Source organism: Pelomicrobium sp. (assembly GCF_036803785.1).
Classification (GTDB): domain Bacteria; phylum Pseudomonadota; class Gammaproteobacteria; order Burkholderiales; family UBA6910; genus Pelomicrobium.
Genome location: NZ_DAIRTR010000042.1, coordinates 1 through 22,151 on the forward strand (window position 1 = coordinate 1; position 22,151 = coordinate 22,151).

The following is a 22,151-nucleotide window of genomic DNA, read 5'->3' on the forward strand; positions in this document are numbered from 1 at the left end:
CATCGTTCAGCCGACTGGCCGACCACACGCTGCGAAAGCGAGACCGGTCGCCGCAGCGTCTGCACTTGTGGCGACCATCGGCCAGCTGATACAGCCTGGTATATCCACATTCAGGACATTTCTTCATGACCAAATCCTTCCAGATTTGGTCCAGTTTCGTTAGGTATTACCTTTATAAAAGTCTTTTGCAATCTAAATCGTTCAAAAAGCAAGACCAAACCCATCTCTTCCACTATCATCATGCTGGCGGACAAACAGGATTCCTGAGGGAGCCGTCCGACTAACCGATGAAATCAACAACCCTTCTTCACGACCTTCCGAGAGCGTCGGCCGAGCGGGCGCCTTCGGGCCGAGCCTTGACCTATGCCGAGGCCTCCCTTTCCTATGGCGAGCTTGCCGCACGGATTGAGGCTTTTTGCGCTGGCCTTGTTGAGTTGTCGTTAGCCCGGGCCGAACGGGTCGCCATCTACCTAGAAAAGCGCTTCGAGACCGTCATCGCCATTTTCGGCACCGCCGCGGCTGGCGGCGTCTTCGTCCCCGTCAATCCCCTGCTCAAGGCCGAGCAGGTCGCCTACATTCTGCGCGATTGCAACGTTCGGGTGCTGGTCACCTCGGCCGAGCGCCTGCAGACTCTCGCCGCGGCGCTCGCGGGCTGCCCTGATCTGCGGCACGTGGTCGTCGTGGACGCGGCAGGCAGCGGAATTGAGCCGGGCGATGTCCCCATCCACGCCTGGGACGCACTCCTTGCATCGCCGCTCCTTCCGGGCCACCGGGTGATCGACACCGACATGGCCGCCATCCTCTATACCTCCGGCAGCACAGGGCGTCCTAAGGGGGTGGTGCTGTCCCACCGCAACCTGGTGGCGGGAGCGAAGAGCGTCGCTCAGTATCTGGAAAACGGCCCCGAGGACGCGATTCTGGCTGCCCTGCCCCTGTCCTTCGACGCGGGCTTCAGCCAGCTCACCACGGCGTTTCACGCGGGCGCGCGGGTGGTGCTCCTCAACTACCTGCTGCCCCAGGACGTGGTCAAGGCCCTGACCAAAGAAAAAATCACGGGCTTGACGGCGGTGCCACCCCTATGGATCCAGTTGACCCAGGTAGACTGGCCTCAGGGCATCGCCGAGCACCTGCGCTACATCGCCAATACCGGCGGTCGGATGCCTTTGGAGATCTTGAAGACGCTGCGGACGCGGCTGCCCAAGACCAAGGTTTACTTGATGTACGGGTTGACCGAAGCCTTCCGCTCCACCTATCTGCCTCCGGAGGAGGTGGACCGCCGGCCGGACTCCATCGGAAAAGCGATTCCCAACGCCGAGATTCTGGTGCTGCGGGAGGACGGCACCCCTTGCGCCCCGAACGAACCAGGGGAGCTGGTGCACCGGGGGGCACTGGTGGCCATGGGCTACTGGAACGATCCCGAGAAGACTGCCGAGCGGTTCAAGCCGCTGCCCGGGCGGGAGGCGGGTCTCGTCCTGCCCGAGATCGCCGTCTTTTCCGGCGACACCGTGCGCATGGACGAGGAAGGATTCCTCTACTTCATCGGCCGCCGGGACGAGATGATCAAGACTTCCGGCTACCGGGTGAGTCCCACCGAGATCGAAGAGGTGCTCTACAGCACCCAGCTCGTGGCGGAGGCAGCGGCTTTCGGCGTGGAGCACCCCGTGTTGGGCCAGGCCATCGTGGTGGTGACCGTGCCCAAGGACGGGCACGATGCTACGCCGGAGGCGATCCTCGCCGAGTGCCGGGCGCGGCTTCCCGCCTACATGGTGCCCGCCCACGTGGAGCTTCGACGGGGGGCGCTGCCCCGCAATCCCAACGGCAAGATCGACCGCAAGAGCCTGGCCCAGGAATTCGCCGGGATGTTTAATACGCTCTAGAGCAATAGGATCATGTTTCGATGACGCGACGAGCCTATCTCGGTTGTCTGGGAGATAGGGTGTGCTTGAATGCACCGTCGCGGCCCTTTGGAGGCGTCGCGCCTGTCTGTTTGGCCTGCGTCAGGTTCGCAGTGCTTGGCAAAAAATCTTTAAAGAAGGCAACCGATGAGCGCCCATGAGCATGCTTTCGCCTGTCCTTTCCCCGTCATCGACGATTGTCTCCAAGTGGGGGGCGTGCCCCTCACCCGGCTCACCGAGCGGGTCGGCCGCACCCCCTTCTACGCCTATGACCGCCGCCTCATAAGCGAACGGGTGGCGCTCCTGAGGCGCCATCTGCCGGAGACCGTGCGGCTGCACTACGCCATCAAGGCGAATCCCATGCCGGCGCTGGTGAGCTACATGGCGGGGCTGGTGGACGGGCTCGACGTCGCCTCGGCCGGCGAGCTTCGCGTGGCGCTGGACAGCGGCATGGCGCCCGCCGAAATCAGCTTCGCCGGCCCCGGAAAGCGGGAAGAAGAATTACGCCAGGCGATCGCGGCCGGCATCTTGGTGAACGTGGAGTCGTTCCGGGAGGCCCGGGTGCTCGTCCGCCTCTCGGAGGAGTTGGGGCTCCCCGCCCGGGTGGCGGTGCGGGTCAACCCGGACTTCGAGCTCAAGTCTTCCGGCGCGAAGATGAGCGGCGGCCCCAAGCCCTTCGGTGTCGATGCGGAGAAAGTGCCGGCATTGCTTCATGAGATAGGCGCCCTGGGCCTTGCCTTCGAGGGCTTTCATATCTTCGCTGGCTCCCAGAGCTTGCGCGCCGAAGCCATCGTCGAGACCCAAGTGAAAGCCTACGAGCTGGCTGTCCGCCTGGCCCGGGAGGCTCCTGGGCCGGTCAAAGTGCTCAATATCGGCGGCGGGTTCGGGATCCCCTATTTCCCGGGGGAGCAGCCCTTGGAGCTTGTTCCCATCGGGCGTAACCTCGCCGCTCTGGCCGAACGCTTACGCCGGGACCTGCCGGCGGCCCGCCTGGTGCTGGAACTGGGCCGCTACTTAGTGGGCGAGGCGGGGATCTACGTATGCCGGGTGATCGACCGGAAGGAATCCCGGGGACACGTGTTCCTGGTGACGGACGGTGGGCTCCATCACCACCTCTCCGCCTCCGGCAACTTTGGCCAGGTGATCCGCAAGAATTATCCGGTGGTGGTGGGAAACCGGGTGCGGGGAACGCGACGGGAGACCGTGTCCGTGGTGGGGCCCCTGTGCACACCGCTGGACCTGCTGGCAGACCGGATGGAGCTGGCCGAAGCCCATCCGGGGGATTTGATCGTCATTTTCCAGTCGGGCGCTTACGGGCTCACGGCAAGCCCGACGGCTTTCCTGAGTCATCCGGCGCCTGGGGAGGTCCTCGTTTGAGCCATCGACGGATCTACCGGGAGCAGCCATGTTGACTCCACCGTCAGTGCGGCCCATAGAATGAACTGCAGCCCGCCGACAGAGGAGCTTCTTGATGGTTGAAGGCCTGGAATGGGCGCGGACGATCGCCCGCATGATACTTCCTGCGACCGCCCGTGGATGTTTACGGCATCTGCACAGAGAAGTTGTGTTTCGACGCGCTTTGTATCGGTTTCGACGATTACGAGACTTTAATGATCCGTCGAGGGACATCATCGCCCACCTCATTTATGGCTGGGGCAATGAAAGTTGGTCTGCGCAAGGGGAGTTTTTAGCCGCAATGCTCCGTTACTGCGATAGCGCCGATGGACCGGTTTTGGAATGCGGTTCCGGTCTTTCCACCGTTTTGCTGGGGCTTGCTGCGCAGCGACGAGGCAATACTGTTTGGTCTCTCGAGTATGAGCCCCTTTGGATAAAGCGTGTGGCGGGTGCGCTTGGTCGGTACGGCATTACCTCGGTCAGGCTATGCCAATGCGAGCTGCGTTCTTATGGAACATACGCTTGATACGTTCCGCTGCTGGAACGCATGCCAAACAGGTTTGGGCTGGTCGTTTGCGACAGCCCCCCAGGGGATACGCCCGGCGGGCGTTATGGGATGCTTCCCGTTGTGAGAGCGCGGCTTGACCGCCGATGCGTGATCCTACTGGACGATGTACAAAGGCCTGCCGAGAGAGAGAGAGGTAGCAGGGCGGTGGGCGCAGGAATTGAATGCTGACTGGCATGTCGACGGAGGCGAGAAACCGTTTGCGGTCATTGGGTAAAGATGCATATTCTGTAGTACTAAAAGTACTGTAGTTTAGCTTTTTTCTCTTCTCCGTCTGTATGCTTGCGACGAGGAGTTATGAAAGAAAAATAGAGTCAATTTGGAAAGCTGACGGGGGCGAGCTCATGATGAGGCTGCTACTGTTTTGGTTCCTGCTAACAGCGAAAACAACATGGGCAACAAACGGGCTGTGGGATTGTGGCGATTTGAGCAATGCATATGGTCCATTCGACTACCGCATTGCCACACAACAGCAAAAGCAATTGGTGGAAAGTGCGCATTTTCCTGCAAATGTGGAAGCTCTTTTGAAAGGGCATTCCGGGAAAATAGGGGCAGACATTGACTACACGCTTCGCGCTTTCCCGAATCACCCCAGGGCGCTCATGGCCATGGTGCGGCTTTCCGAGAAAGAAAAGCGCGACCGGCCGGACGGGGCGCGCTATACCGTGGAGTGTTACTTCGACCGGGCATTGCGCTTTGCCCATGACGATCCCAACGTGCGGCTCGTGTACGGGATTTACTTTCTGCGCAAAAACGACGCACGAGCAGCGCTGCGCCAGTTCGAGGAGGCAAAGGCGCTTGGGCTGGAAGACCCGAACCTGGACTATAACTTCGGTTTGGCCTATTTCGAGCTGGGAGATTACGCTAAATCCCAGGAGCATGCGCAGCGTGCCTATGCGCTCGGTTTCCCCTTGACCGGGTTACGTGAGAAGTTGCAGGCGAAAGGACAGTGGAAGTGATTCCGGTCAATGCTTTTCTTTTGAGGCGAAAGTCTGCTCCTTGCCCTTCCGGTCCCCCTTGAGGGCGAACACATGAGCTGGCCGTGCCACGGGTAGGTTCGGGTGTGAATGCTGCATCAAACGGCCACGTGACGCTCGTTCATGAAATAAGCGCATCATTATGGAAACCGATCCCGCCTGGCCTGTAATGGTGTTGGCCCACAACGAAGAAGAGAAGATCGCCGCATGCCTGGACAGTGTCTGCGCAGCCGAGCCGGGGAAAGCACTAGACATCTACGTGATGGCCAACGGCTGCACCGATGGAACGGAGGACATCGTTCGCGAGTATTCTTGCCTCCACCCCGAGGTTCATCTGGTCTCGATCCCGCTGGGCGACAAATGCAACGCGTGGAACGTTTTTATCCATGAGATAGTTCCTGAGCGGTGCCCTGGCCGTGAGGTGTACTTTTTCATGGATGGGGACGCTCGCATACGAGCGGGTTCTCTGTCGGCGTTGGCCGGCGCCCTTCAAGCCGACTCCCATGCCTATGCGGCTTCCGCCGTGCCGGGATCGGGCCGCAGCATGGCCAAGGACCGGCGGGACATTCTGGAGCAACGGGGGTTAGTCGCCAATCTTTACGCCCTGCGCGGTACATTTGTCGAGCGGTTACGGCAATGCGGTGTGCGCCTGCCCCTGAAACTCGAAGGCGACGACGGCCTCTTGGGCGCTCTCATCAAATGGAACCTGGAGCCCCGGGGCGAGTGGGATGATCGATTGATCCATCCCTGCCCGGACGCGGTATTCGACTTTGATCCGGTCCCGGTCGGCAAATTGACGGAATGGCCCAAGTACTGGCGGCGGCTCGTGCGCTACGGACGGCGGCACTTCGAGTTCCAGCTCCTAGGACCCCGGCTGCGGCGCATGGGGCTTGCGGGATTGCCCACCGATATCCAGGAGTTGTACGCGGATGCCGATACCCTAAGGCTGCCTTGGAAAGGCATTTACACGCTCACCCACTTGGTTGCCTTGCGCCAGATGCGCAGAATCGGGCGGATGCGTCAGGCGGCCCGAGTTCCGTCCTAGCCCATCTTGTCAAGCCGCCGTGACTGACTTTTTTCTCCGGTTCGCTCTCGTTACTTTCGCTTCCGCTTCTGCTTTGACCGGCTGGGCGCAGGAACCGGTGCCGCTCTACGACGGCCCGAGCGGGGCGACTTGCGACTATTACAATGCCGCCGCCCGTATCCCTTGGAAAACACGCGGCGGCGATTGGGTCGACGATAAAGGCGTGCCAGATGGCCCCGCGCCTTATGCCGAGCGAATCATAGCCCACGAGACCCGGACTGTTCCGGTGCAATGGGACGTCACCCAACTCGTGCGGCACTGGTTGGAGCAGCCCTCATCCAACCAGGGATTGCTGCTTCAAGCGATACCGGCGAGCCGCTCGGGAGTGGTCAATTTTTATAGCCGGGAAAGCCCTGAGCCTTCGTTTCGACCGAGGCTTTGGGTTACTTTTTCCAGCGGGGAAGAGAAAAATATCATGCCCTCTGCCGACACTTCCTTGCATTGCTCCACCAACAAGTCGCTCGGTACGATGGAGTGGCTGCGCATCGGCGGCGGCTACCGGGCGCTGCTTTATTTCGAAACACGCCAGATTCCAGCCGCCAGCCTTCAGCGGGCGGTGCTGGAGCTCACCAAGCAGGCCGAGGGACAGACCGGCGCCGTGACAGCGGGTGTGTACGAACTGGATGCGCCCACCATCGACCGCAAAGCACCAGCGCGGCCGGGCCTTGCTGAACGCTATCCCAACGATCAAGGCATTGAGCGGGATCCAGCGGTGGTCAAGTTCGAGGGGTTCGAGGGTCGCTCATGGATGAGCGGCTGGGCGATCCAGAAGGAAAGTGTGTTTCAGGTAGTGGAACGGAGCGAAAGCGTGCGCTTCGAGCCGTTCCAGGGAAAAGCCCTGCGCGTGACCATCAGGAAAGGTGGAAACTTGGGGCTCAACATGGAGTACTACTTCGAAAAGGGGAGCGAACCCGAGGAGATCTACTTTCGCTATTACCAGCGTTTTGGCAATAATTGGGCTCCCATCGCTGATGGCGGAAAGATGCCAGGGGTGGCGGGCACCTACGGCATGCAGGGACGTTCCACTGGCACTAACGGCTGGTCTATCCGCAGCGAGTTCCTGCGCAAGCCTGAGCAGGAAAATCCCCTCGCGCGCTACACGATCGCTGCGAGCTACGCCTACCATGCAGATCAGAAAGACCGCTACGGCGATCTCTGGGTATGGTCTCTAGGGCCGCGTGGCTTCCTAGAAAATAATCGCTGGTACGCGATCGAGCACTACGTGAAGATGAATACCCCGGGCCGCAACGACGGGATCTATCGCGTGTGGCTCGACGGCCGGCTCGTGTTCGAGAAGACCGACATCCGCTATCGGGACATTCCCAGGATCAAGATCCAGAAGATCCACGTCAATTACTGGCACGGGGGCATGACCCCCTCGCCCTACGACCAGGACGTGTTCATCGACAACCTGGTGGTCTCGCGCGAGTACGTGGGGCCGATGAGACGATAGTGCCTGAGCTTCCGATGCGTCGATGGGTACGTAGTAAGCACCGGGTTTGGCTTCAGTGCGCTCCTCGCGCTCCAGGTGATCCCGCACGTTTTCGGTGAGCACGCGGTGCTCAAGCTCATGTACGCGGCGCTATTTCGCGCTAGCGCGACCTGGAAGCGGATCGTGATCTCGGGGTTCGAGCTCAAACAACTGGAGAGCCTGCGCCTACACTTGAACCGTGTTCACGCCAAGCGCACCGCGCCCGTCGCAAAGAGTGCATCCCGCTCACGTATTTACAGCAACGCTCGGACTTGACCGTGGTGTTGGTACTAGAGAGCAGAAGACCAAAGAGGCAAATTACAGCGATATGCCTCATCCCTTTTGATAGGAGTATTATATGCACCTTGATCGCTTGCGCGCGGTATTCACAAGCCGCTTTAACTCGACTTGCAGCCGTAGTTAGACAAACCAATTAAATTTGTTTTTATGTCAACGCTATTGCTATTCTATATCGAGAAGCATGCAAGCCGTCTGTCGTGAGATAGCATGCAACCAATTATGGCGGCTCGCTACAAGCGGAGTGTATGGATATGTTTAGGGTTTTGTTGGTAGCGGCTTCCCTATTGACAATGCCCGTATTTGCCCTAGAACGTGACCCCTTTGGTTGCGAGGACATCCGTAGTGGATATGGGCCATTCGATTATCGAACAGCGAGTCCGGAGCAAAAGAAGCTAGTCGAAGGCGCACATTTCACACCAGCAGTGGAATCACTTCTCAGGGGTAACTCATCGGAATATGTAGGTGCGGACATCGATTACACGTTGCGTGCCTTCCCTAATCATCCGAGAGCGCTCATGGCCATGGTCCGGCTGTCTGAAAAAGAGAGGCTGGACCGCCCGCGCGGTGCCACGTATACGCTGGAATGCTATTTCGACCGGGTTATTCGCTTCGCGCCCGATGATCCTATGGTACGCCCCATAAAAGGCATCTATCTATTCCGAAAAGGCGATACGAAGCTAGCGGCTCAGGAAATGGAGGCAGCTCAGGCGATGGGTTTAGATGATCCTAATCTCCACTATAACCTTGGCCTTGTCTATCTGGAATTAGGCAAGGACGAAATGGCGCTCGCACATGCAAAGCGCGCGTATGCTCAAGGCCATCCTCTACCAGCCCTACGCGAAAAGCTCGTGAAAGCCGGGATCTGGAAAGAATAAAACGACAGGCAGACGACGATTCCCTAGCAGGAGAATTTAAAAACGTGCGAAGGCCCACTGGCACTAGCTAGAGAGGAGGTAATTTGACACCGTTCGAATACCTATCATGCTGGTAACTTGTTTGCGCTAAGCCAAGAATTTCATCCTGTCTACAAATCCGCAATAGTAAAAGGTCAACAAGCCACGATTTGCGAGCGCTCCTTCTCCATTCGTGAAAACGTGCGTAGAATCCATTTCGCGCTCTTAAGGTTGAGCCTTGATGGGTCACAATGGCCTGCATATGGTTGTTGGGCGACGCACTGTGGGAGCGGATTCTGGAGCGTCTCCACGAGAACAACTTGCCCGAAAACCGCCAGGATTAGCTGCCCGTTCCCACGCGCGAGATATTCGAGGCAGTGCTTTGTATGCTGAAAACTGGCGCACAGTGGTGCAGATCTCGCAACACTACCAGAACTACAAACGGCCCAGCGGCGGTATGGAGCGCTAATGCAAGGAAGAGGTGCGCCGCAGATCATAACTAATTTTGCAGACTCTCTGCGCGAGCAAGGCGTGGAGATGGTTGTCCCACAGCGGTCAAAGCTTCACAAGCGAAAGACATGGCGCTATGTGAACGGTGCCGCTATGTGTGGCGCCAAATAGTCGAGCGCCTTCTTGCCCGGATGCAGTGGGAACAACGCCTGCTAGTGCGCTGGGGGCATGACCCGCGCAATTTCCTCGATTTCATTTAACCGGTTGCGCCGTAGATACTGCTAAAGGGACCTTAAGGTAGCTTCCAATAAGCAAAATTGATAATGCTGTATTGCGCTAGGTATTTCTCTTAGTGAGTAGCTACAGCCCTTTATCACCAAGAGTTTATCGTTGGCTTAAGACAACACGGTCTTGGAGCTACGATAGCAAGATCAAATGCTTTGTAAGCTTGCCGCAACTGACAAGAAGTTCAAGTGGTCAATCGCGCTCAATTATGTAGCGATCCTTGTGGCTTTCCTGCTCCTTTGGTTGCCCGAGATTCAGCACTATTGGGTCAGCCCAAAAGCTCCGAGCGAGGATGTCATTAGCGCCTTGAGGCAGGCACCTAGCAAACAGACCCTGGAAACCCTCGCCTCGATTTCTTTGGAGGTCCCGACTGGCATCGAACGAAACGACGTTGTCAATGCCGCCGAGGAACTATTGTCAGGTAGACTACAACTTCGCCGGTTTGAACCGGTACAGGTAACTGTGCCGTTTACGAAGGCAAACCTAAACAAGGGCTTGCCTACGATGCGCCTACATATTGCAAGTTTGGTTAGTTTGCGCATTTTGCTTCGCGCGTATCATACGACAGCACAAGAAAAATTCTATACCGCTGCACGAGATGAATTGTTGGCATTTGCTGCCTTTGAACGTAGACAAATATTGCCGGAGGGCATGTTATGGAATGATCACGCGATAGCTAGTCGTATCTCCCCCATCATCGATTTCTGGGCCATATACCGAGAACGACATGATTTCGATGTGAGGGTGTCGCGCGAGATCCTCCTTCTTGTCACGCGAAGCGCGGAATTCCTAGCTCGGGATGATCACTTTACTTATCGCACCAATCATGGGGTTATGCAGAGCATCGCGCTTCTGCAGATCTCTGCGGCATTTCCGCAACTTCCCGGAGCGCAGAGGTATCGAGCAACGGGATGCTCAAGACTGGTTGACCAAATGGAGTACTACATTAGTCCCGAGGGGATTACTCTGGAGCACTCCGCTGAGTACCATGAGCTGGGCAGGTACTTGCTCGGTACAGCGATATCGTTGTTCGAGTTAAATGGCTGCATTATCCCTAGTGCTTGGAAAGGTAAGCTTGCGCTTGCGGAGGAATTCTCGCGCCTGCTGTGGCGTCCTGATGGCACTTTACCAGTTTTTGGAGATACTCATTATATCCCGCCCAGTCGCCCTGATTTGCAAACATCATTTTTTTCCTTCACTAGCGGCTTCAAGCCGTGGGGAAAGAGTTATGGTAGCCCAGGAATGAAAGCGGTTTTTTTCCCGGTTTCGGGATATAGCATTTGGTGGCATGGTTCATATATATCAGGTTCGTACGAAGATGTGAGCCAAACTGTCATTGCTTGGTCTCACTACCCGTCTCGTGCGCACAAACATGCGGACGAGATGAGCTTGCTTATTTGGTCAGGAGGGCAAACTTGGGTCACAGGGACAGGGTATTGGCCTTACGGCCTGCCGGGACGTAACTCTGTGGAAGGGTGGCGCGGGTCGAACGCCCCACATTTTAGAGGAGAGGCCACGAACAACCCACGGAAGACAGAGATTCTAGGATTTGTGGAAAAAGGGGCGGTACGCGCGATAGACATCAGGCGCACGCTAAGTGAGGGTAGCAACTCGCTGCGGCGTCAAATCTTTGAAATCGATGGAAGGCATTGGGTTATCGTAGATTCAGCCAATGAACTTAACCGTATAGCTGAAACCCTTTGGACGTTCGGACCAGAGATTAATTTGAAGGGGTTGAGTCGTAACGCCTTTTTACTGAGTAGCCCGATCACCAACAAAACGATGCTTGTTTCACTACTCGGTAATTCTGATCCAACCATCTTTGTTCATCGAGCCAGTATAGAGCCCTTCGGTGGTTGGGTAGTCGTGGACGGTAAACCAACAGAAGCTCCCGCCATTGAGGTTCGTCAGCCCTCCAATGGTTCCATTGCAATGACCGTGTTCTCCTTGTTGGAATCTCGGTCCGGTGTTGTCCTGGTATCTCAACCTACTGCTTGGTTTCACGATGCCAATTTTTGGCAGGTCAACATACCAACCCAGTCCGGCTTCATTGTCTTAACCAGAAAAGGCATGGACGTAACAGTGACAAAGCCTGGTGCATCGTACGCTAGCTTTTCGATGAAAGCAGTTTCTACACCAGTTGCAGCAAAGGAAAAAATAATCGAAAAGTATTACGAAGTCGCCGAGAAATTTCCTCGTTTCAAGAGCTTAATTACATACAGGAATCGGGCAAGCTGGCTATATCTTTTTGCGATTGTGGGTCAGGAGCTTTTGTTCCTAACATTCAGGCGATGGATACCGCTCCGATGGAGACCAAGGCTGAGAAGCGTTGCTAGTGTATTGTGGGTAGGAGGTGGGATCGCCGTCGCCGAATGGTATTTCGATGTCTAAAAATATTAAGGAGATGGATGGCCAGTGCGTTGGTGATATACGTCTCTTAGGTCAACATTTTCTGTGAAATGTTTATTTCCCTGCCTGGCGGATGCTACAACCATACCGCGTGTGGCTCGACGGCCGGCTCGTGTTCGAGAAGACCGACATCCGCTATCGGGACATTCCCAGGATCAAGATCCAGAAGATCCACGTCAATTACTGGCACGGGGGCATGACCCCCTCGCCCTACGACCAGGACGTGTTCATCGACAACCTGGTGGTCTCGCGCGAGTACGTGGGGCCGATGAGACGATAGTGCCTGAGCTTCCGATGCGTCGATGGGTACGTAGTAAGCACCGGGTTTGGCTTCAGTGCGCTCCTCGCGCTCCAGGTGATGGCGCGGTCTCGCGACCGCTCAGCCCAGAAAGCGCAGGATGTCGATAGCGGTTTCGGGAAAGGCCCGCAGGATGTGGGCTTCCTCCGTCACCAGTGGGACGCCCAGTCGCTGGGCCAGGGCGACGAATTCACAGTCGTATGCGGTGCAAGCAGTGGCATGGGCAAGGCCAAGCACGGTTTCCCCGTCTGGCTCGGTATCGGGAACTCGCACCAAGGCTTCCGCCTCCCACCAGTAAGCAAGCGCAGCGGCGAGGCCGAGCTTGCGGCGCCGCATTAAACCGCAAAGGATATTTCGGAACTCGGAACGCCAAAGGGCGGGCGCGATCCATTCCGGATCTTGGCGGTAGGCCTGCTCCGCGGCTTTCCGCATGGGGTTGTCCCACAGCAGATACGCCACAAGATTCGTATCCGCTACGATCAAGGACGTCCTTCCTTCTTTGCGGTATCGATTGCCCTGCGGGTGGTGCGCACGGGATAGCGCTCACGCAAGTCCCGCAGCCGCGCAAGGGTCTCCTCCACCGTCGGGCGCGGCGGCGTGAGGCTCGCTTCCAGCCGTGCGATGATTTCCCCGTTCAAGCTACGGTGATGTTGTGCTGCGCTTTCTTTGAGCTGACGGTAGAGTTCCTCCGGAATGTTTTTAACCGTGATGGTAGCCATTGCACCTTCCTTGTATGACACCAATTTGGAACCATAATGAAACCATCTTGAGGCGTCAAGCGGTAGGCTGATGCGGGCGTCGAGGCACAAAAGGTTTCTGCGGACCGTGGCCGTCCTCGTGGGGTGGAGTCTCGTGGTGCTGCGCGCGCCCTCGATGGCTGCCGAGTACATCGCGCGCCCAGACAACTATCTGGCTATCCTCAAGCGGCTCGCACCGGGTGATACCCTCTGGCTCGCGCCGGGGACCTATCGCCACGGTCTTCCGATCCACGGGTTGCAAGGGACCGAAAAAGCACCCATCGTGATCTCGGGAATCCCCAGCCAGGATCGGCCGGTGTTTCTCGCCCGCCGGGGTGCCAATACCGTGAGCCTGATCGATGCCGCCCACATCGTCGTGCGCAGCCTGGTGCTAGACGGGGGAAACCTCATCGCCGACGGGGTCAAGGCCGAAGGGCACGCAGAGTTCGCCCACCACATCACCCTGGAAAACCTCCTGATCGTCAATCATGGGATCGATCAATCCGTCGTGGGCATTTCCACCAAGTGCCCCGCCTGGGGATGGGTGATCCGGGGCAACGTGATCCTGGGGGCGGGCACCGGGCTCTATCTCGGCAACTCCGATGGCCGTGCCCCTTTCGTCTCCGGGTTGATCGAACACAACGTGGTGCGCGACACGATTGGGTATAACTTGCAGATCAAGCACCAGATCGAGCGCCCGCCGCTTGCTGGCATGCCCACTGGAGACAGCCAGACCGTCATCCGCCACAACGTGTTCAGCAAGGCGAACAACGCTTCCACCGGCCCCATGGCGCGCCCGAACCTCCTGGTGGGGCACTGGCCGCTTGAAGGTCCCGGGGCCAACGACCGGTACCTGATCTACGGTAATTTTTTCTACGACAACCCTTCCGGCGAACCTCTGTTCCAGGGCGAGGGCAACGTCGCTTTGTACAACAATGCCTTCGTCAACCCTTCCGGTTCGGCCATCCTCATTCAGCCCCACCGGGGCGTGCCGCGGGAGATTCGAGTTTTCAACAACACCGTGGTTGCCCGGGATGCGGGCATCATCATTCGCGGGGTCGCGTCGGGCCATCAGCCCGTGGTGGCGGCAAACGCGGTGTTCGCGGGGGAGCCCTTCCTCGGCCTGGACGGGGCAGGCAATCTGGGCCTGCCCTACGCCGAAGCGGCGCAGCATATGCGGGCGCCCTTCGCTGCTCCCCCGCAACTGGACGTCTCGCCCCGGGGCGTGTTGCGGGTGTCCTCGGTCCTGTTGCCCGAACCCCTCCGGCGCTTGCCGGGGGCGGCCGCGGATTACGATGGGCATGCCCGGGGAGCAGAAGACGTCGGGGCTTTCGCTTACCGGCCCCGGGGCAGGCCTCTCGCCCTGGAGGGGGGGCCGGACCGGTCTTTACACCGAGCGGCGGATCGGTGAGCCCTGGGTCTGTCGCCACCTCCCGACGCGGGGAAGCGGAGGTGCCCGGCTCCGTGCTTGCGCCCATCCCAGCCCCGGGGGCTCGCTTCCCTAGGGCGCGTGTCGGCTGCGCTCAATGGGCCCTAACACGGCTGATCGGGCGCGGTTCGCTTACCGCTCAACGCACCCGACGGTTTACCTTTACCGCTTTCGAAGGGCGGGCGCGGTAAAGTGCGCCTCGGCGCATCGCTCGGAGCCGCTCTTGCGCGCGGGCAGCCGCTTCGGCCTGTCGGCCGAAGCGAGGAGAATGGATCTCGAGGTTTGCCGTGCCTACCAGGGGGCACGCGTTTCACTGCGGCGCTGGCACCTGTCCCCTGGAAAGAGGGCGTGCCAACGGTCCGGAGATGGCTGCCGAGTTTTTGCACAGGACGTGTGGGGGCCCGTGAAGGCAGATGGGATGTCAAAAAACTTAACATTCCCCTCGACCGAAAACCCGCTCAGTTCATCAGGATTGGCTATACTTGGGCTTGTTCAAGGTGTTGGCGTTCAGCTCGTCCACGCGGTACATAATTTGCTTGTCTCCCGCGATTGGATCCACGCCGTTCCAGCCCAGGATCATGGACCACGAACCGATCGAAAAGAGCCGCCGCAGCCTCCTGAAAGGAGCGATTGCCGCGCCGCTGGTGTTGACGGTGCGTCCCGCCTCGGCCGTCGCGGTGGGGAGCGCCGCCGCGTGTGTAGAAAACGATGCCCTCAAGGCCACGAGCTATAGCACCAAGCCCGTGGAGATATCGGCCATAGACGCAGACGAGTGGATGCGGGTCAGGCTCTACGTCTATTACCTGTACAAAAACCCGCGCAAGAAGATTCCCGGCCTGTACTACATTGGCACCGACAACACCCGTTTCTGGCGATTGGTGGACCAGGGCGGCGGAAAGTTTGGCGCCGAGCTCACCGAATACACGGTTTTCAACGTCCATCGCTACGAAAAGGCTCCTGGAAACTACTACGCCCTCTCTTACGTGGACGGTGAGGGAACCGACATTCGGCAGGTGGGCTATGCGTGGGAGCCCAATGGGGGCACGCCCATCACTACCTCTTGCTGGGCCTCGGTTTCTCCCATCAAGGTCTGAAGCCCCTTGCGCATGTGGTCACCCAGCGGGACGGTCCCCCCATCGCTTCCGGCCCGCCCCGGCGCTGGAGCTTGCGTAATCGGGAGGGATTGCGGATCTTCCGCGAGGGGGGCGAAGCCCTGGTGTTCAATCCCCTGTCCTGGCAGACCCATTACCTCAATGAGACGGCGCTGCGGGTCCTGGACGCCTTGACTTCGGGGCCCCGGCCCCTGGAAGAGCTGGTGGCCGCCGCCCTCGAGGGCGCTGCTCCCGCCGATGCCCACTGGCAGTCCCGGGTCTTGCTCCTTCTGGATGAGCTGGAACGCATGGGGCTCGTGATTCGTGCCGATGAATGAAACCCTCGCGAGCCAGCTCCACGAGGCCCTCGTCTCCCGCCTGCGCACGACGGGCCTGGGGCTGGACTTCGGCCTGGTGCGGGCACGGGTGCGTTCCGACGTACCCGCCCTCCCCGGTCTGCTGAAGCGGCTCTACGGGGCTTTCCCGGTACTGCCTGCCGAGGGCTTCTTCGACCTGACCGTGGGGCTCTACCGGCAACGGGGCCTGCGGCGCCTGGTGCGTCCCCAGGTGGTGTTCCAGGCGGACGGATCGGTCCCCTTCCAGCCCTTTCCCGCCGATACCCATCTGCCCTTGCTGGAATGGGGCATGAACTGGTGCATCGCCCAGCGCTGCCACCGTTATCTGTTGCTCCACGCGGGCGTGGTGGAACGGGAGGGTCGGGCCGTGGTGCTCCCGGCCCATCCGGGCTCCGGTAAAAGCACCCTGACCGCAGGGCTTGCCTGCCGGGGGTATCGCTTGCTCTCCGACGAATTCGGCGTCGTGGATCTCGAATCCGGGCGGCTGCTGCCCTTGCTGCGACCCATCGCGTTGAAGAACGCTTCCATCGGCGTGATCCGTCGCTTCGCCCCCCAAGCCGTGTTGGGGCCGGAATTCCCCAAAACCCGCAAGGGAACCGTGGCCCATCTCGCGCCGACGCCCGAAAGCGTCGCGCAACGGCACCTGGCCGCTCAACCAGTTCTGATTGTCTTCCCCAAATACGTGCCGGGTTCTTCCGTGACGGTGGAGCGCGTGTCCGCCCTCCGCGCCTTCGTCAAGCTGTCGGGCAACGCGTTCAATTACGAAACCCTGGGCCCGGCCGCCTTCGACGCGGTGGCCCGGCTCACCCGGGCGTGCGAAGCGTATCGGCTCCAGTACGGCGACCTGGAGGAGGCGGTCTGCGCCGTGGGCCGACTGATGGAGGGAGCGCCATGGATCGAAGAGCGCGGGGGTACGCTCGGGGAGCGGGCGGATGTGGCCGGATAGGGTGGCAGAGAAGAGGGCCTGCTCCTTTGTTTGCCTCTTGCCCCTGTTGAGGTGAAGGAAAACAACTTGATTTGAGTCGCGAGCCCCCATGACCTTGCCTGCCGCGGTGACTTCTCTTTTCCACGTGCTCGCTCACCCTGAGTCGGCGTCTCGACTGGACCTTGCCGCCTGGGACGGGGTGGTGCGAGCCGGACGCACCGCCCGGCTGCTTGCTACCCTGCGGGCACGGCTGGAGAGGGCAGGCATGCTGGAGGCCGTGCCGGCACCGGTGCGCAATCACTTGGATTCAGACGCGGCCCTCGCCCGGTTTCAACGCCAGGCCGTCCTGTGGACCCTTGCCCGCGTGGAGGCTGCCCTGGAAGGCCTCGAGGCCCCCAAGGTGCTCCTCAAGGGCGCCGCGTACCTGGTCCAAGGCTTGCCCTGCGCGGAAGGGCGACTGGTGGGAGACGTGGACCTGCTGGTCCCCCGGACAGCGCTGCCTGAGGTGGAAGCCCGGCTGAGAGAGGAGGGATGGCAATCGAAATCCCTCGATCCCCACGATGAGCGCTACTACCGGGCCTGGACCCACGAACTGCCGCCCTTGCGGCATCCCGACCACGCCCTGGAGCTGGACGTACACCACACGATTCTGCCGCCCTTGGGGAAGCTGCGGCCGGCGCCGGAACGCTTGCTGGCGGTCTCCCGCCCGGTCGCGGGCAGCCCCTGGCGGGTGTTGGCACCCGCCGATCAGGTACTCCACGCGGCCGCCCACCTGTTCCACGACTCCGATTGTGGCAACCGCTTGCGGGACTTGGTCGACCTGGATAGCCTGGTGCGCGGCTTCGGGGCCGAGCCCGGATTTTGGGAGGCGCTGCAGGAGCGCGCTCACGTGTTGGGGCTGGGCCGCCCCCTCTGGTACGGGCTCCATTTCGCCAGCCGGTTCTTCAGCACGCCAATGCCCCCGGCGTTTGCTGGGCAGATCCGCGGCGCCGTGCCGCCCGCGCCGGTGAGGTGGCTCATGACGCCGCTCATCGCCTCGGTGCTCCCGCCCCCCGATCCGGATCGCCTTCCCGGCCCGGGTCGCCGCCTGGCCCGAAGGCTCTTGCTCGCTCGCGCCACCTGGCTCAAGCTGCCCCTGGGCTTGCTGGTGCAGCATCTGTTCGTCAAGGCGCGCCGGTCGGCCGCCGAAACCGTAAACGTCCCATGACGCAGGCTTTGATTTACGGCTGGGTAGATTTTTCCGGCGTACCGCCGGGGGCGACGCCCCGCGCCGATCGACACGTCCTAGGCAGCACGGCTCGACGCTGGGCGGCGCCGGGCGTGGAGGTGGTGGTGGATGCCTCTGCCGATGTGGTGGCTCAAGACGGCGTCATGGTCTTGACCTGGGGGCGACCCCGGTTCGATGCCGAGGACGCTACCGGGGCGATGGAGCCCTCTTTGGCCCGGCGGTGGTTGCGCTTATACCGCATCCACGGCGCTGGAGTGGCGCCACAGGTCAAAGGCCCGTACGCGGTGGCGATCCTGGATTTTGTCCAGGGGCGTGGCGTGCTGGCCGTGGACCGCTTCGCCCGCGAGAGCCTGTGTTACGCCCGGGAAGGAGCGCGGCTCGCCTTTTCGAACCGTGCCGACCGGGTGCCCCTCGTTCGTGCCCCGGCACTGGATCCGCAGGCCCTGTTCGATTACCTCTACTTCCACATGATTCCCGCGCCCCGAACGGTGTTTCGGGGTGTCGCGCGCCTGCCGGCGGGGCATGCGTTGGAAGCGAACCGGGAGGGCGTGCGCCTGCAACGCTACTGGGTACCTCGCTTCGAAGAGGAGCAAGCGGTGCCGTTCCCATCCCTGGCGGAAGAGTTCCGGCGGCTGGTGCGGGAAGCGGTGGCCCGGGAAGCCGATGGCGCGTCCGTGGGCTGTTTCCTGAGCGGGGGCACCGACAGCTCCACCGTGGCCGGTATGTTGCAGGCAGTGACGGGGCGTCCGGCCAGGAGTTTTTCCATCGGCTTCGACGCCGCAGGCTACGACGAAATGGCTTACGCCCGCCTCGCCGCGCGGCACTTCGGCGCGGAGCACCACGAGCACTACCTCACGCCCGAGGAGCTGGTGGCAGGCATCCCGCGAGTGGCGGCCCATTACGACCAGCCCTTCGGCAACTCCTCGGTGCTGCCTGCCTATTGCTGCGCCCGCCTGGCGGCGTCCGCAGGGGTCGAAAAGATGCTGGCGGGCGATGGCGGCGACGAGCTGTTCGGTGGCAATGCCCGTTACGCCACTCAAAAGCTCTTCGCTCTCTATGAAGCGATTCCAGCGCCGCTGCGCCGCCACCTCATCGAGCCCCTGCTGCTCGACTCGACCGCCCTCGTGCGTCTTCCCTTCGTGCGCAAGGCCGCCGCCTACGTGCGCCACGCTCGGCTTCCCATGCCCGATCGGCTGGAAACGTACAATCTCCTCGCGCGGCTGGGGGCCGAGCATCTGCTCACGGCGGATTTTCTGGCCTCCGTCGATCGAATGGCGCCCCTTGCTCAGCAGAGAACGGTCTACGGCGCTTCCAGCGCCCGCGCCCTGGTGAACCGCATGCTGGAGTACGACTGGAAATACACCCTGGCAGACAACGACTTGCCCAAGGTGTTGGGGGCCACGACGCTCGCCGGCGTGCAGGTGGCCTTCCCCTTCTTGTCGGAAGAGCTCGTGGATTTTTCCCTGCGCCTGCCGCCCCGCCTCAAGGTGCGGGGCCTAAAGCTGCGCTACTTTTTCAAGGAAGCATTGCGCGGTTTCCTGCCGGAGGCCATCCTGCGCAAGAAAAAGCACGGCTTCGGTCTTCCCTTCGGAGTGTGGGCGCTGCGGCACCCGGGCCTTCGGGACCTGGCCCACGCGAGCCTCGACGCCCTGGGAGGGCGCGGCCTCGTGCGAAAAGAGTTTTTGCAGGCGCTGGTTCGGTTCCATCTGCCTCAACATCCCGGGTACTACGGCGAAATGGTGTGGATCCTCATGATGTTGGAGCAATGGTTCCAGGCCCGGGAACGGCGGGCGCGCGCCGAACGTCCGGCGGCGGGCGGCGGTGCGTAATCGTGGGCCTTCCTGAAAAACGGCGTTGCCGTGGAGGCGCCTCTGTACTCCATTCCTGGGAGGCTTTTGAGCGCTTTCCGTGCTGCGCCGCCCCGCGGGGCGGCGCAAGCCGCAGGGTGCCGTGGGGCGGCTCTCGCGCACCACACTCTAGACGCGGCTCGCTGGCGGTGCGTGTTTCGGCTGCGCTCAACGCACCCTACAGAAAAGGGGTCGCGGGCTTCCGTCGTAGGGGCGCGCTTCAGGCCTAGATCGTAGGTGCGCCTTGTGGCGCACTGCTCCGAGGTTTCCTTTTCGCGGCGCCGGTGCGTCGTCCTTCTCGCAACGCACCCGTCGTAGGGTGCGCTTCAGCGCACCGCTCAGGCGAGTTCCAGCCCTACCCCAGACGCGCTTTTTTTATTAGGTCGGCTTCTCGGCCCTCACCAGAAAGGCGTGGCTCACGGCCAACCCCAGTGGCGGAATCCAGCGCAGGAGGAACCGGATGACCGGATGCTCCACGGCGGCCTGCCAGCGCTGCCATCGCGCCGGCAGGATGGGCATCCAATGGAGCCGCACATTCTCGAATCCCGCCTCCCGAAGCGTACGCCGCAAAGTCCAGGGGGACTCGTAGCGCAGATGCATGGGCTTGCCTTGGGCGAGGCGCTTGAGCCGTGCCCACAGGTTCGCCAGGCACCAGCCGTTCAAGGCGTCGATCCACACCGCACCGCCGGGGCGCACGGCACGGGCGAGCTCGTGCACCGCGGGTGTCGAGGCGGAGAGGGCCTGCAGCACGCCCAGGCACAGGGCGCCGTCGAACTGGGCTGTCCGGAAGGGAAGCCGCCTCACGTCCGAGACCACCCAGGCGCAGTGGGCGCCGTTGCTGCGAGCGCGGGCCTTGCGGATGGTGAGAGGAGAATAATCCACTGCCACCACCTGGGCGCCTTCGCTGGCAAGGAGCCGAGAATAGGTGCCGGCGCCACATCCGGCGTCGAGCCACAGGGTCTCGGGCGTCAAGCCCTCCCAGCAGGCGAGGAAGTGGCGTAACCGCGCCTCCAGACCGCTTACGCTCCAGCCGGCGATTCCCGCGTCGTCGTCCCGCAGCGCGGCGAATTCCTCGAAACGCCGGCGCCAGGCGGATTCGAAGGGGATCGGTGTGCGCGGGGAGCGGCTAGGGGCTTCGGGTGTTTTTGGAGACATGCGAGGGCGGCGAAACGGCGGCGGAGGGCGACCACACCCGCGGGGCAGACTCTGGTGCTGGACTCACTTCCTGGGACACCACCCTGTGGGTCAGTGCCAGCATCACCGCCAGGAGATAGGGATAGTCCCAATAGGCAAGGCCCAAAAACGATCCGCCGACGAAATAGCCCACCAGGCTCACCTGGATCATCGCCGCCAGCTCACCGGCCCAGCGCAAGTCGTCGCGACCCTTGGAGGCCCGGATGATCTTGGAAGCGGTACGCCAGGTGAACCACCAGAAGAGGATAAAGAGGGCGAGCCCGACGTAGCCATGCTCACCGAGCACGCCGAACCAGATGCTGTGGGAGTCCTGGAAACGCTCCGGTTCCGGCGCCCAGCGCTCGAAGGCGCTGGGGGTAAAGACCCGGAAGCCACCACCGGTGATGGGCCGGTCCTGGGCGAGGTTCCAGGCGAAGGCCCAGGCGTTGAGCCGCCCCAGGGCAGAGGAATCCTCCTGGTAGGTGGCGATGGTGCCCATGCGCTCGAACCACTGCTGCGGCATCACGCTCAAGCCGAGGAGCAGGACCGGTGGCAGCAGGAGCAGCAGAAGCGCTTTTTTACGGCTCTTGAGCCAGAGGAAAAACACCATGGCGACGATGGCTAGAAGCCCCCCGCGGGAATAGGAGCCAATGACTGCGACGGCGCACGGACCCAGGGCGCCGTACAGAGCCCAGCGCAGCCATCGCTGCTCGGCCTGCTGGGCCATGTAGAACAGAAGGGGCGCCACCATGGTGATGGCGAGCGCAATTTCTGTGTTGCCTGAGATATAGCTTCCAGCGGGACCCAGCACCATACCGGTGCCGCCGGTGCGCAGCGTGAAAAGACCGCCCTTGACCCCGTAGAAGGCGATGGAAAGCACCACGACCCGCACGAGCCACAGAATGCGCTCCTTGTCCTGCATGATGAAGAGGGTGAGCAGCACGCCGAGCTGGACCTTGAGGAATTTCTGCAACTGATCCACCGCGGAGTCTGGGTACAGCGCGAAAATCGTCGTGATGCACACCCAGGCGATGAACGCGAGGAGCGTCACCGTCAAGGCCGAGACGGGGAAGCGCTTCTTCTCGGGAGAAAGCAAAAAAGCGATGCCGGTGGTGAGCCCCACTACCTGGGCAAAGGGAAGATCCCGGGCGAAACTCCAGGCGGACCGGTGAGGGTTCATGAGCCCGATCCAGTGCCACAGCAGCACGCCGATCCATGGGCGCTTGAAGACGAAGACGAGCGCGCCGAAGATGAATGCTGTCAGGACGAGGTCGCGTAGGGGCATGGTCACGGGATCGAATGCTGAGCGTCCAGGGGAGATTCCTGGATCCTATTCACCACAT

Annotated in this window: 18 protein-coding genes and 2 pseudogenes; 15 read left to right on the top strand and 5 right to left on the bottom strand. The window is 61.0% G+C overall.

Features of this window, described 5'->3' with window-relative positions; all coding sequences use genetic code 11:
- Window positions 1-133, bottom strand: a pseudogene (locus V7Q81_RS16095) (IS1595 family transposase); the annotation flags it as partial.
- 154 nt (window positions 134-287) lie between these two features.
- On the opposite strand from V7Q81_RS16095, the gene V7Q81_RS06880 reads away from it, so the two are divergent.
- The 9 genes and pseudogenes from V7Q81_RS06880 to V7Q81_RS06915 all read left to right on the top strand — a co-directional run bounded on the left by V7Q81_RS06880 (window position 288) and on the right by V7Q81_RS06915 (window position 12,004).
- Window positions 288-1,877 (top strand): acyl-CoA ligase (AMP-forming), exosortase A system-associated, encoded by a 1,590-nt coding sequence (locus tag V7Q81_RS06880; protein ID WP_333841284.1) that lies wholly within the window; start codon window positions 288-290, stop codon window positions 1,875-1,877.
- Between the two features lie 165 nt (window positions 1,878-2,042).
- On the top strand, window positions 2,043-3,272 hold the full coding sequence (locus tag V7Q81_RS06885; protein WP_333841287.1) for a pyridoxal-dependent decarboxylase, exosortase A system-associated: 1,230 nt from the start codon (window positions 2,043-2,045) through the stop codon (window positions 3,270-3,272).
- 927 nt (window positions 3,273-4,199) lie between these two features.
- Entirely contained in the window at window positions 4,200-4,814 is a 615-nt protein-coding gene (locus tag V7Q81_RS06890; protein ID WP_333841288.1) for a tetratricopeptide repeat protein, read from the top strand.
- A gap of 160 nt (window positions 4,815-4,974) precedes the next feature.
- Window positions 4,975-5,877, top strand: coding sequence for a glycosyltransferase (locus V7Q81_RS06895; protein WP_333841290.1), 903 nt, complete (start codon window positions 4,975-4,977; stop codon window positions 5,875-5,877).
- Window positions 5,878-5,974: 97 nt separating this feature from the next.
- Window positions 5,975-6,292 (top strand): annotated as a pseudogene (locus tag V7Q81_RS16100) (disaggregatase related repeat-containing protein); the annotation flags it as partial.
- Window positions 6,293-6,331: 39 nt separating this feature from the next.
- Window positions 6,332-7,369 carry a polysaccharide lyase gene (locus V7Q81_RS06900; RefSeq protein ID WP_333841293.1) on the top strand — a complete coding sequence of 346 codons (1,038 nt, stop codon included), beginning with the start codon at window positions 6,332-6,334 and terminating at the stop codon, window positions 7,367-7,369.
- A gap of 563 nt (window positions 7,370-7,932) precedes the next feature.
- Window positions 7,933-8,562, top strand: a complete 630-nt coding sequence (locus V7Q81_RS06905) for a tetratricopeptide repeat protein (protein ID WP_333841296.1) — start codon at window positions 7,933-7,935, stop codon at window positions 8,560-8,562.
- Window positions 8,563-9,465: 903 nt separating this feature from the next.
- Window positions 9,466-11,706, top strand: a complete 2,241-nt coding sequence (locus tag V7Q81_RS06910; RefSeq protein WP_333841298.1) for a heparinase II/III family protein — start codon at window positions 9,466-9,468, stop codon at window positions 11,704-11,706.
- A gap of 91 nt (window positions 11,707-11,797) precedes the next feature.
- Entirely contained in the window at window positions 11,798-12,004 is a 207-nt protein-coding gene (locus V7Q81_RS06915; RefSeq protein WP_333841300.1) for a hypothetical protein, read from the top strand.
- Between the two features lie 99 nt (window positions 12,005-12,103).
- Here the strand turns inward: V7Q81_RS06915 and V7Q81_RS06920 are convergent, their stop codons facing one another.
- Together V7Q81_RS06920 and V7Q81_RS06925 are read right to left on the bottom strand one after the other, a co-directional pair.
- Window positions 12,104-12,505, bottom strand: a complete 402-nt coding sequence (locus tag V7Q81_RS06920; protein ID WP_333841302.1) for a type II toxin-antitoxin system VapC family toxin — start codon at window positions 12,503-12,505, stop codon at window positions 12,104-12,106.
- Window positions 12,502-12,741, bottom strand: coding sequence for a FitA-like ribbon-helix-helix domain-containing protein (locus tag V7Q81_RS06925; RefSeq protein WP_333841304.1), 240 nt, complete (start codon window positions 12,739-12,741; stop codon window positions 12,502-12,504). Before V7Q81_RS06925 ends, V7Q81_RS06920 begins: the two co-directional genes overlap by 4 nt.
- A 136-nt stretch (window positions 12,742-12,877) precedes the next feature.
- Between V7Q81_RS06925 and V7Q81_RS06930 the strand changes: the two genes are divergently transcribed.
- The 6 genes from V7Q81_RS06930 (at window position 12,878) to V7Q81_RS06955 (ending at window position 19,617) form a co-directional block, all read left to right on the top strand.
- Window positions 12,878-14,170, top strand: a complete 1,293-nt coding sequence (locus V7Q81_RS06930; RefSeq protein ID WP_333841307.1) for a hypothetical protein — start codon at window positions 12,878-12,880, stop codon at window positions 14,168-14,170.
- A 596-nt stretch (window positions 14,171-14,766) separates the two neighbouring features.
- Window positions 14,767-15,282 carry a hypothetical protein gene (locus tag V7Q81_RS06935; RefSeq protein ID WP_333841309.1) on the top strand — a complete coding sequence of 172 codons (516 nt, stop codon included), beginning with the start codon at window positions 14,767-14,769 and terminating at the stop codon, window positions 15,280-15,282.
- A 14-nt stretch (window positions 15,283-15,296) separates the two neighbouring features.
- Window positions 15,297-15,617 (top strand): HPr-rel-A system PqqD family peptide chaperone, encoded by a 321-nt coding sequence (locus V7Q81_RS06940; protein WP_333841311.1) that lies wholly within the window; start codon window positions 15,297-15,299, stop codon window positions 15,615-15,617.
- On the top strand, window positions 15,610-16,581 hold the full coding sequence (locus V7Q81_RS06945) for an HprK-related kinase A (RefSeq protein WP_333841314.1): 972 nt from the start codon (window positions 15,610-15,612) through the stop codon (window positions 16,579-16,581). Before V7Q81_RS06940 ends, V7Q81_RS06945 begins: the two co-directional genes overlap by 8 nt.
- An 88-nt stretch (window positions 16,582-16,669) precedes the next feature.
- Window positions 16,670-17,767 (top strand): nucleotidyltransferase domain-containing protein, encoded by a 1,098-nt coding sequence (locus V7Q81_RS06950; protein ID WP_333841317.1) that lies wholly within the window; start codon window positions 16,670-16,672, stop codon window positions 17,765-17,767.
- Window positions 17,764-19,617, top strand: coding sequence for an asparagine synthetase B family protein (locus V7Q81_RS06955; protein WP_333841319.1), 1,854 nt, complete (start codon window positions 17,764-17,766; stop codon window positions 19,615-19,617). Before V7Q81_RS06950 ends, V7Q81_RS06955 begins: the two co-directional genes overlap by 4 nt.
- A 396-nt stretch (window positions 19,618-20,013) precedes the next feature.
- Here V7Q81_RS06955 and V7Q81_RS06960 read toward each other — a convergent pair whose 3' ends face one another.
- Together V7Q81_RS06960 and V7Q81_RS06965 are read right to left on the bottom strand one after the other, a co-directional pair.
- On the bottom strand, window positions 20,014-20,790 hold the full coding sequence (locus V7Q81_RS06960) for a class I SAM-dependent methyltransferase (RefSeq protein WP_333841321.1): 777 nt from the start codon (window positions 20,788-20,790) through the stop codon (window positions 20,014-20,016).
- Complete coding sequence (locus tag V7Q81_RS06965) at window positions 20,762-22,093, bottom strand: putative O-glycosylation ligase, exosortase A system-associated (RefSeq protein WP_333841323.1); 1,332 nt, start codon at window positions 22,091-22,093, stop codon at window positions 20,762-20,764. The genes V7Q81_RS06960 and V7Q81_RS06965 overlap by 29 nt, the downstream gene beginning before the upstream one ends.
- Window positions 22,094-22,151: the final 58 nt, after the last annotated feature.

Excerpts from the sequence above, each read along its gene's own strand:
- V7Q81_RS06880 (WP_333841284.1), top strand. The coding sequence starts at position 288 with ATGAAATCAACAACCCTTCTTCACGACCTTCCGAGAGCGTCGGCCGAG.
- V7Q81_RS06885 (WP_333841287.1), top strand. The coding sequence starts at position 2,043 with ATGAGCGCCCATGAGCATGCTTTCGCCTGTCCTTTCCCCGTCATCGAC.
- V7Q81_RS06890 (WP_333841288.1), top strand. The coding sequence starts at position 4,200 with ATGATGAGGCTGCTACTGTTTTGGTTCCTGCTAACAGCGAAAACAACA.
- V7Q81_RS06895 (WP_333841290.1), top strand. The coding sequence starts at position 4,975 with ATGGAAACCGATCCCGCCTGGCCTGTAATGGTGTTGGCCCACAACGAA.
- V7Q81_RS06900 (WP_333841293.1), top strand. The coding sequence starts at position 6,332 with ATGCCCTCTGCCGACACTTCCTTGCATTGCTCCACCAACAAGTCGCTC.
- V7Q81_RS06905 (WP_333841296.1), top strand. The coding sequence starts at position 7,933 with ATGGATATGTTTAGGGTTTTGTTGGTAGCGGCTTCCCTATTGACAATG.
- V7Q81_RS06910 (WP_333841298.1), top strand. The coding sequence starts at position 9,466 with ATGCTTTGTAAGCTTGCCGCAACTGACAAGAAGTTCAAGTGGTCAATC.
- V7Q81_RS06915 (WP_333841300.1), top strand. The coding sequence starts at position 11,798 with ATGCTACAACCATACCGCGTGTGGCTCGACGGCCGGCTCGTGTTCGAG.
- V7Q81_RS06925 (WP_333841304.1), bottom strand. The coding sequence starts at position 12,741 with ATGGCTACCATCACGGTTAAAAACATTCCGGAGGAACTCTACCGTCAG.
- V7Q81_RS06935 (WP_333841309.1), top strand. The coding sequence starts at position 14,767 with ATGGACCACGAACCGATCGAAAAGAGCCGCCGCAGCCTCCTGAAAGGA.
- V7Q81_RS06945 (WP_333841314.1), top strand. The coding sequence starts at position 15,610 with ATGAATGAAACCCTCGCGAGCCAGCTCCACGAGGCCCTCGTCTCCCGC.
- V7Q81_RS06950 (WP_333841317.1), top strand. The coding sequence starts at position 16,670 with ATGACCTTGCCTGCCGCGGTGACTTCTCTTTTCCACGTGCTCGCTCAC.
- V7Q81_RS06955 (WP_333841319.1), top strand. The coding sequence starts at position 17,764 with ATGACGCAGGCTTTGATTTACGGCTGGGTAGATTTTTCCGGCGTACCG.
- V7Q81_RS06960 (WP_333841321.1), bottom strand. The coding sequence starts at position 20,790 with ATGTCTCCAAAAACACCCGAAGCCCCTAGCCGCTCCCCGCGCACACCG.
- V7Q81_RS06965 (WP_333841323.1), bottom strand. The coding sequence starts at position 22,093 with ATGCCCCTACGCGACCTCGTCCTGACAGCATTCATCTTCGGCGCGCTC.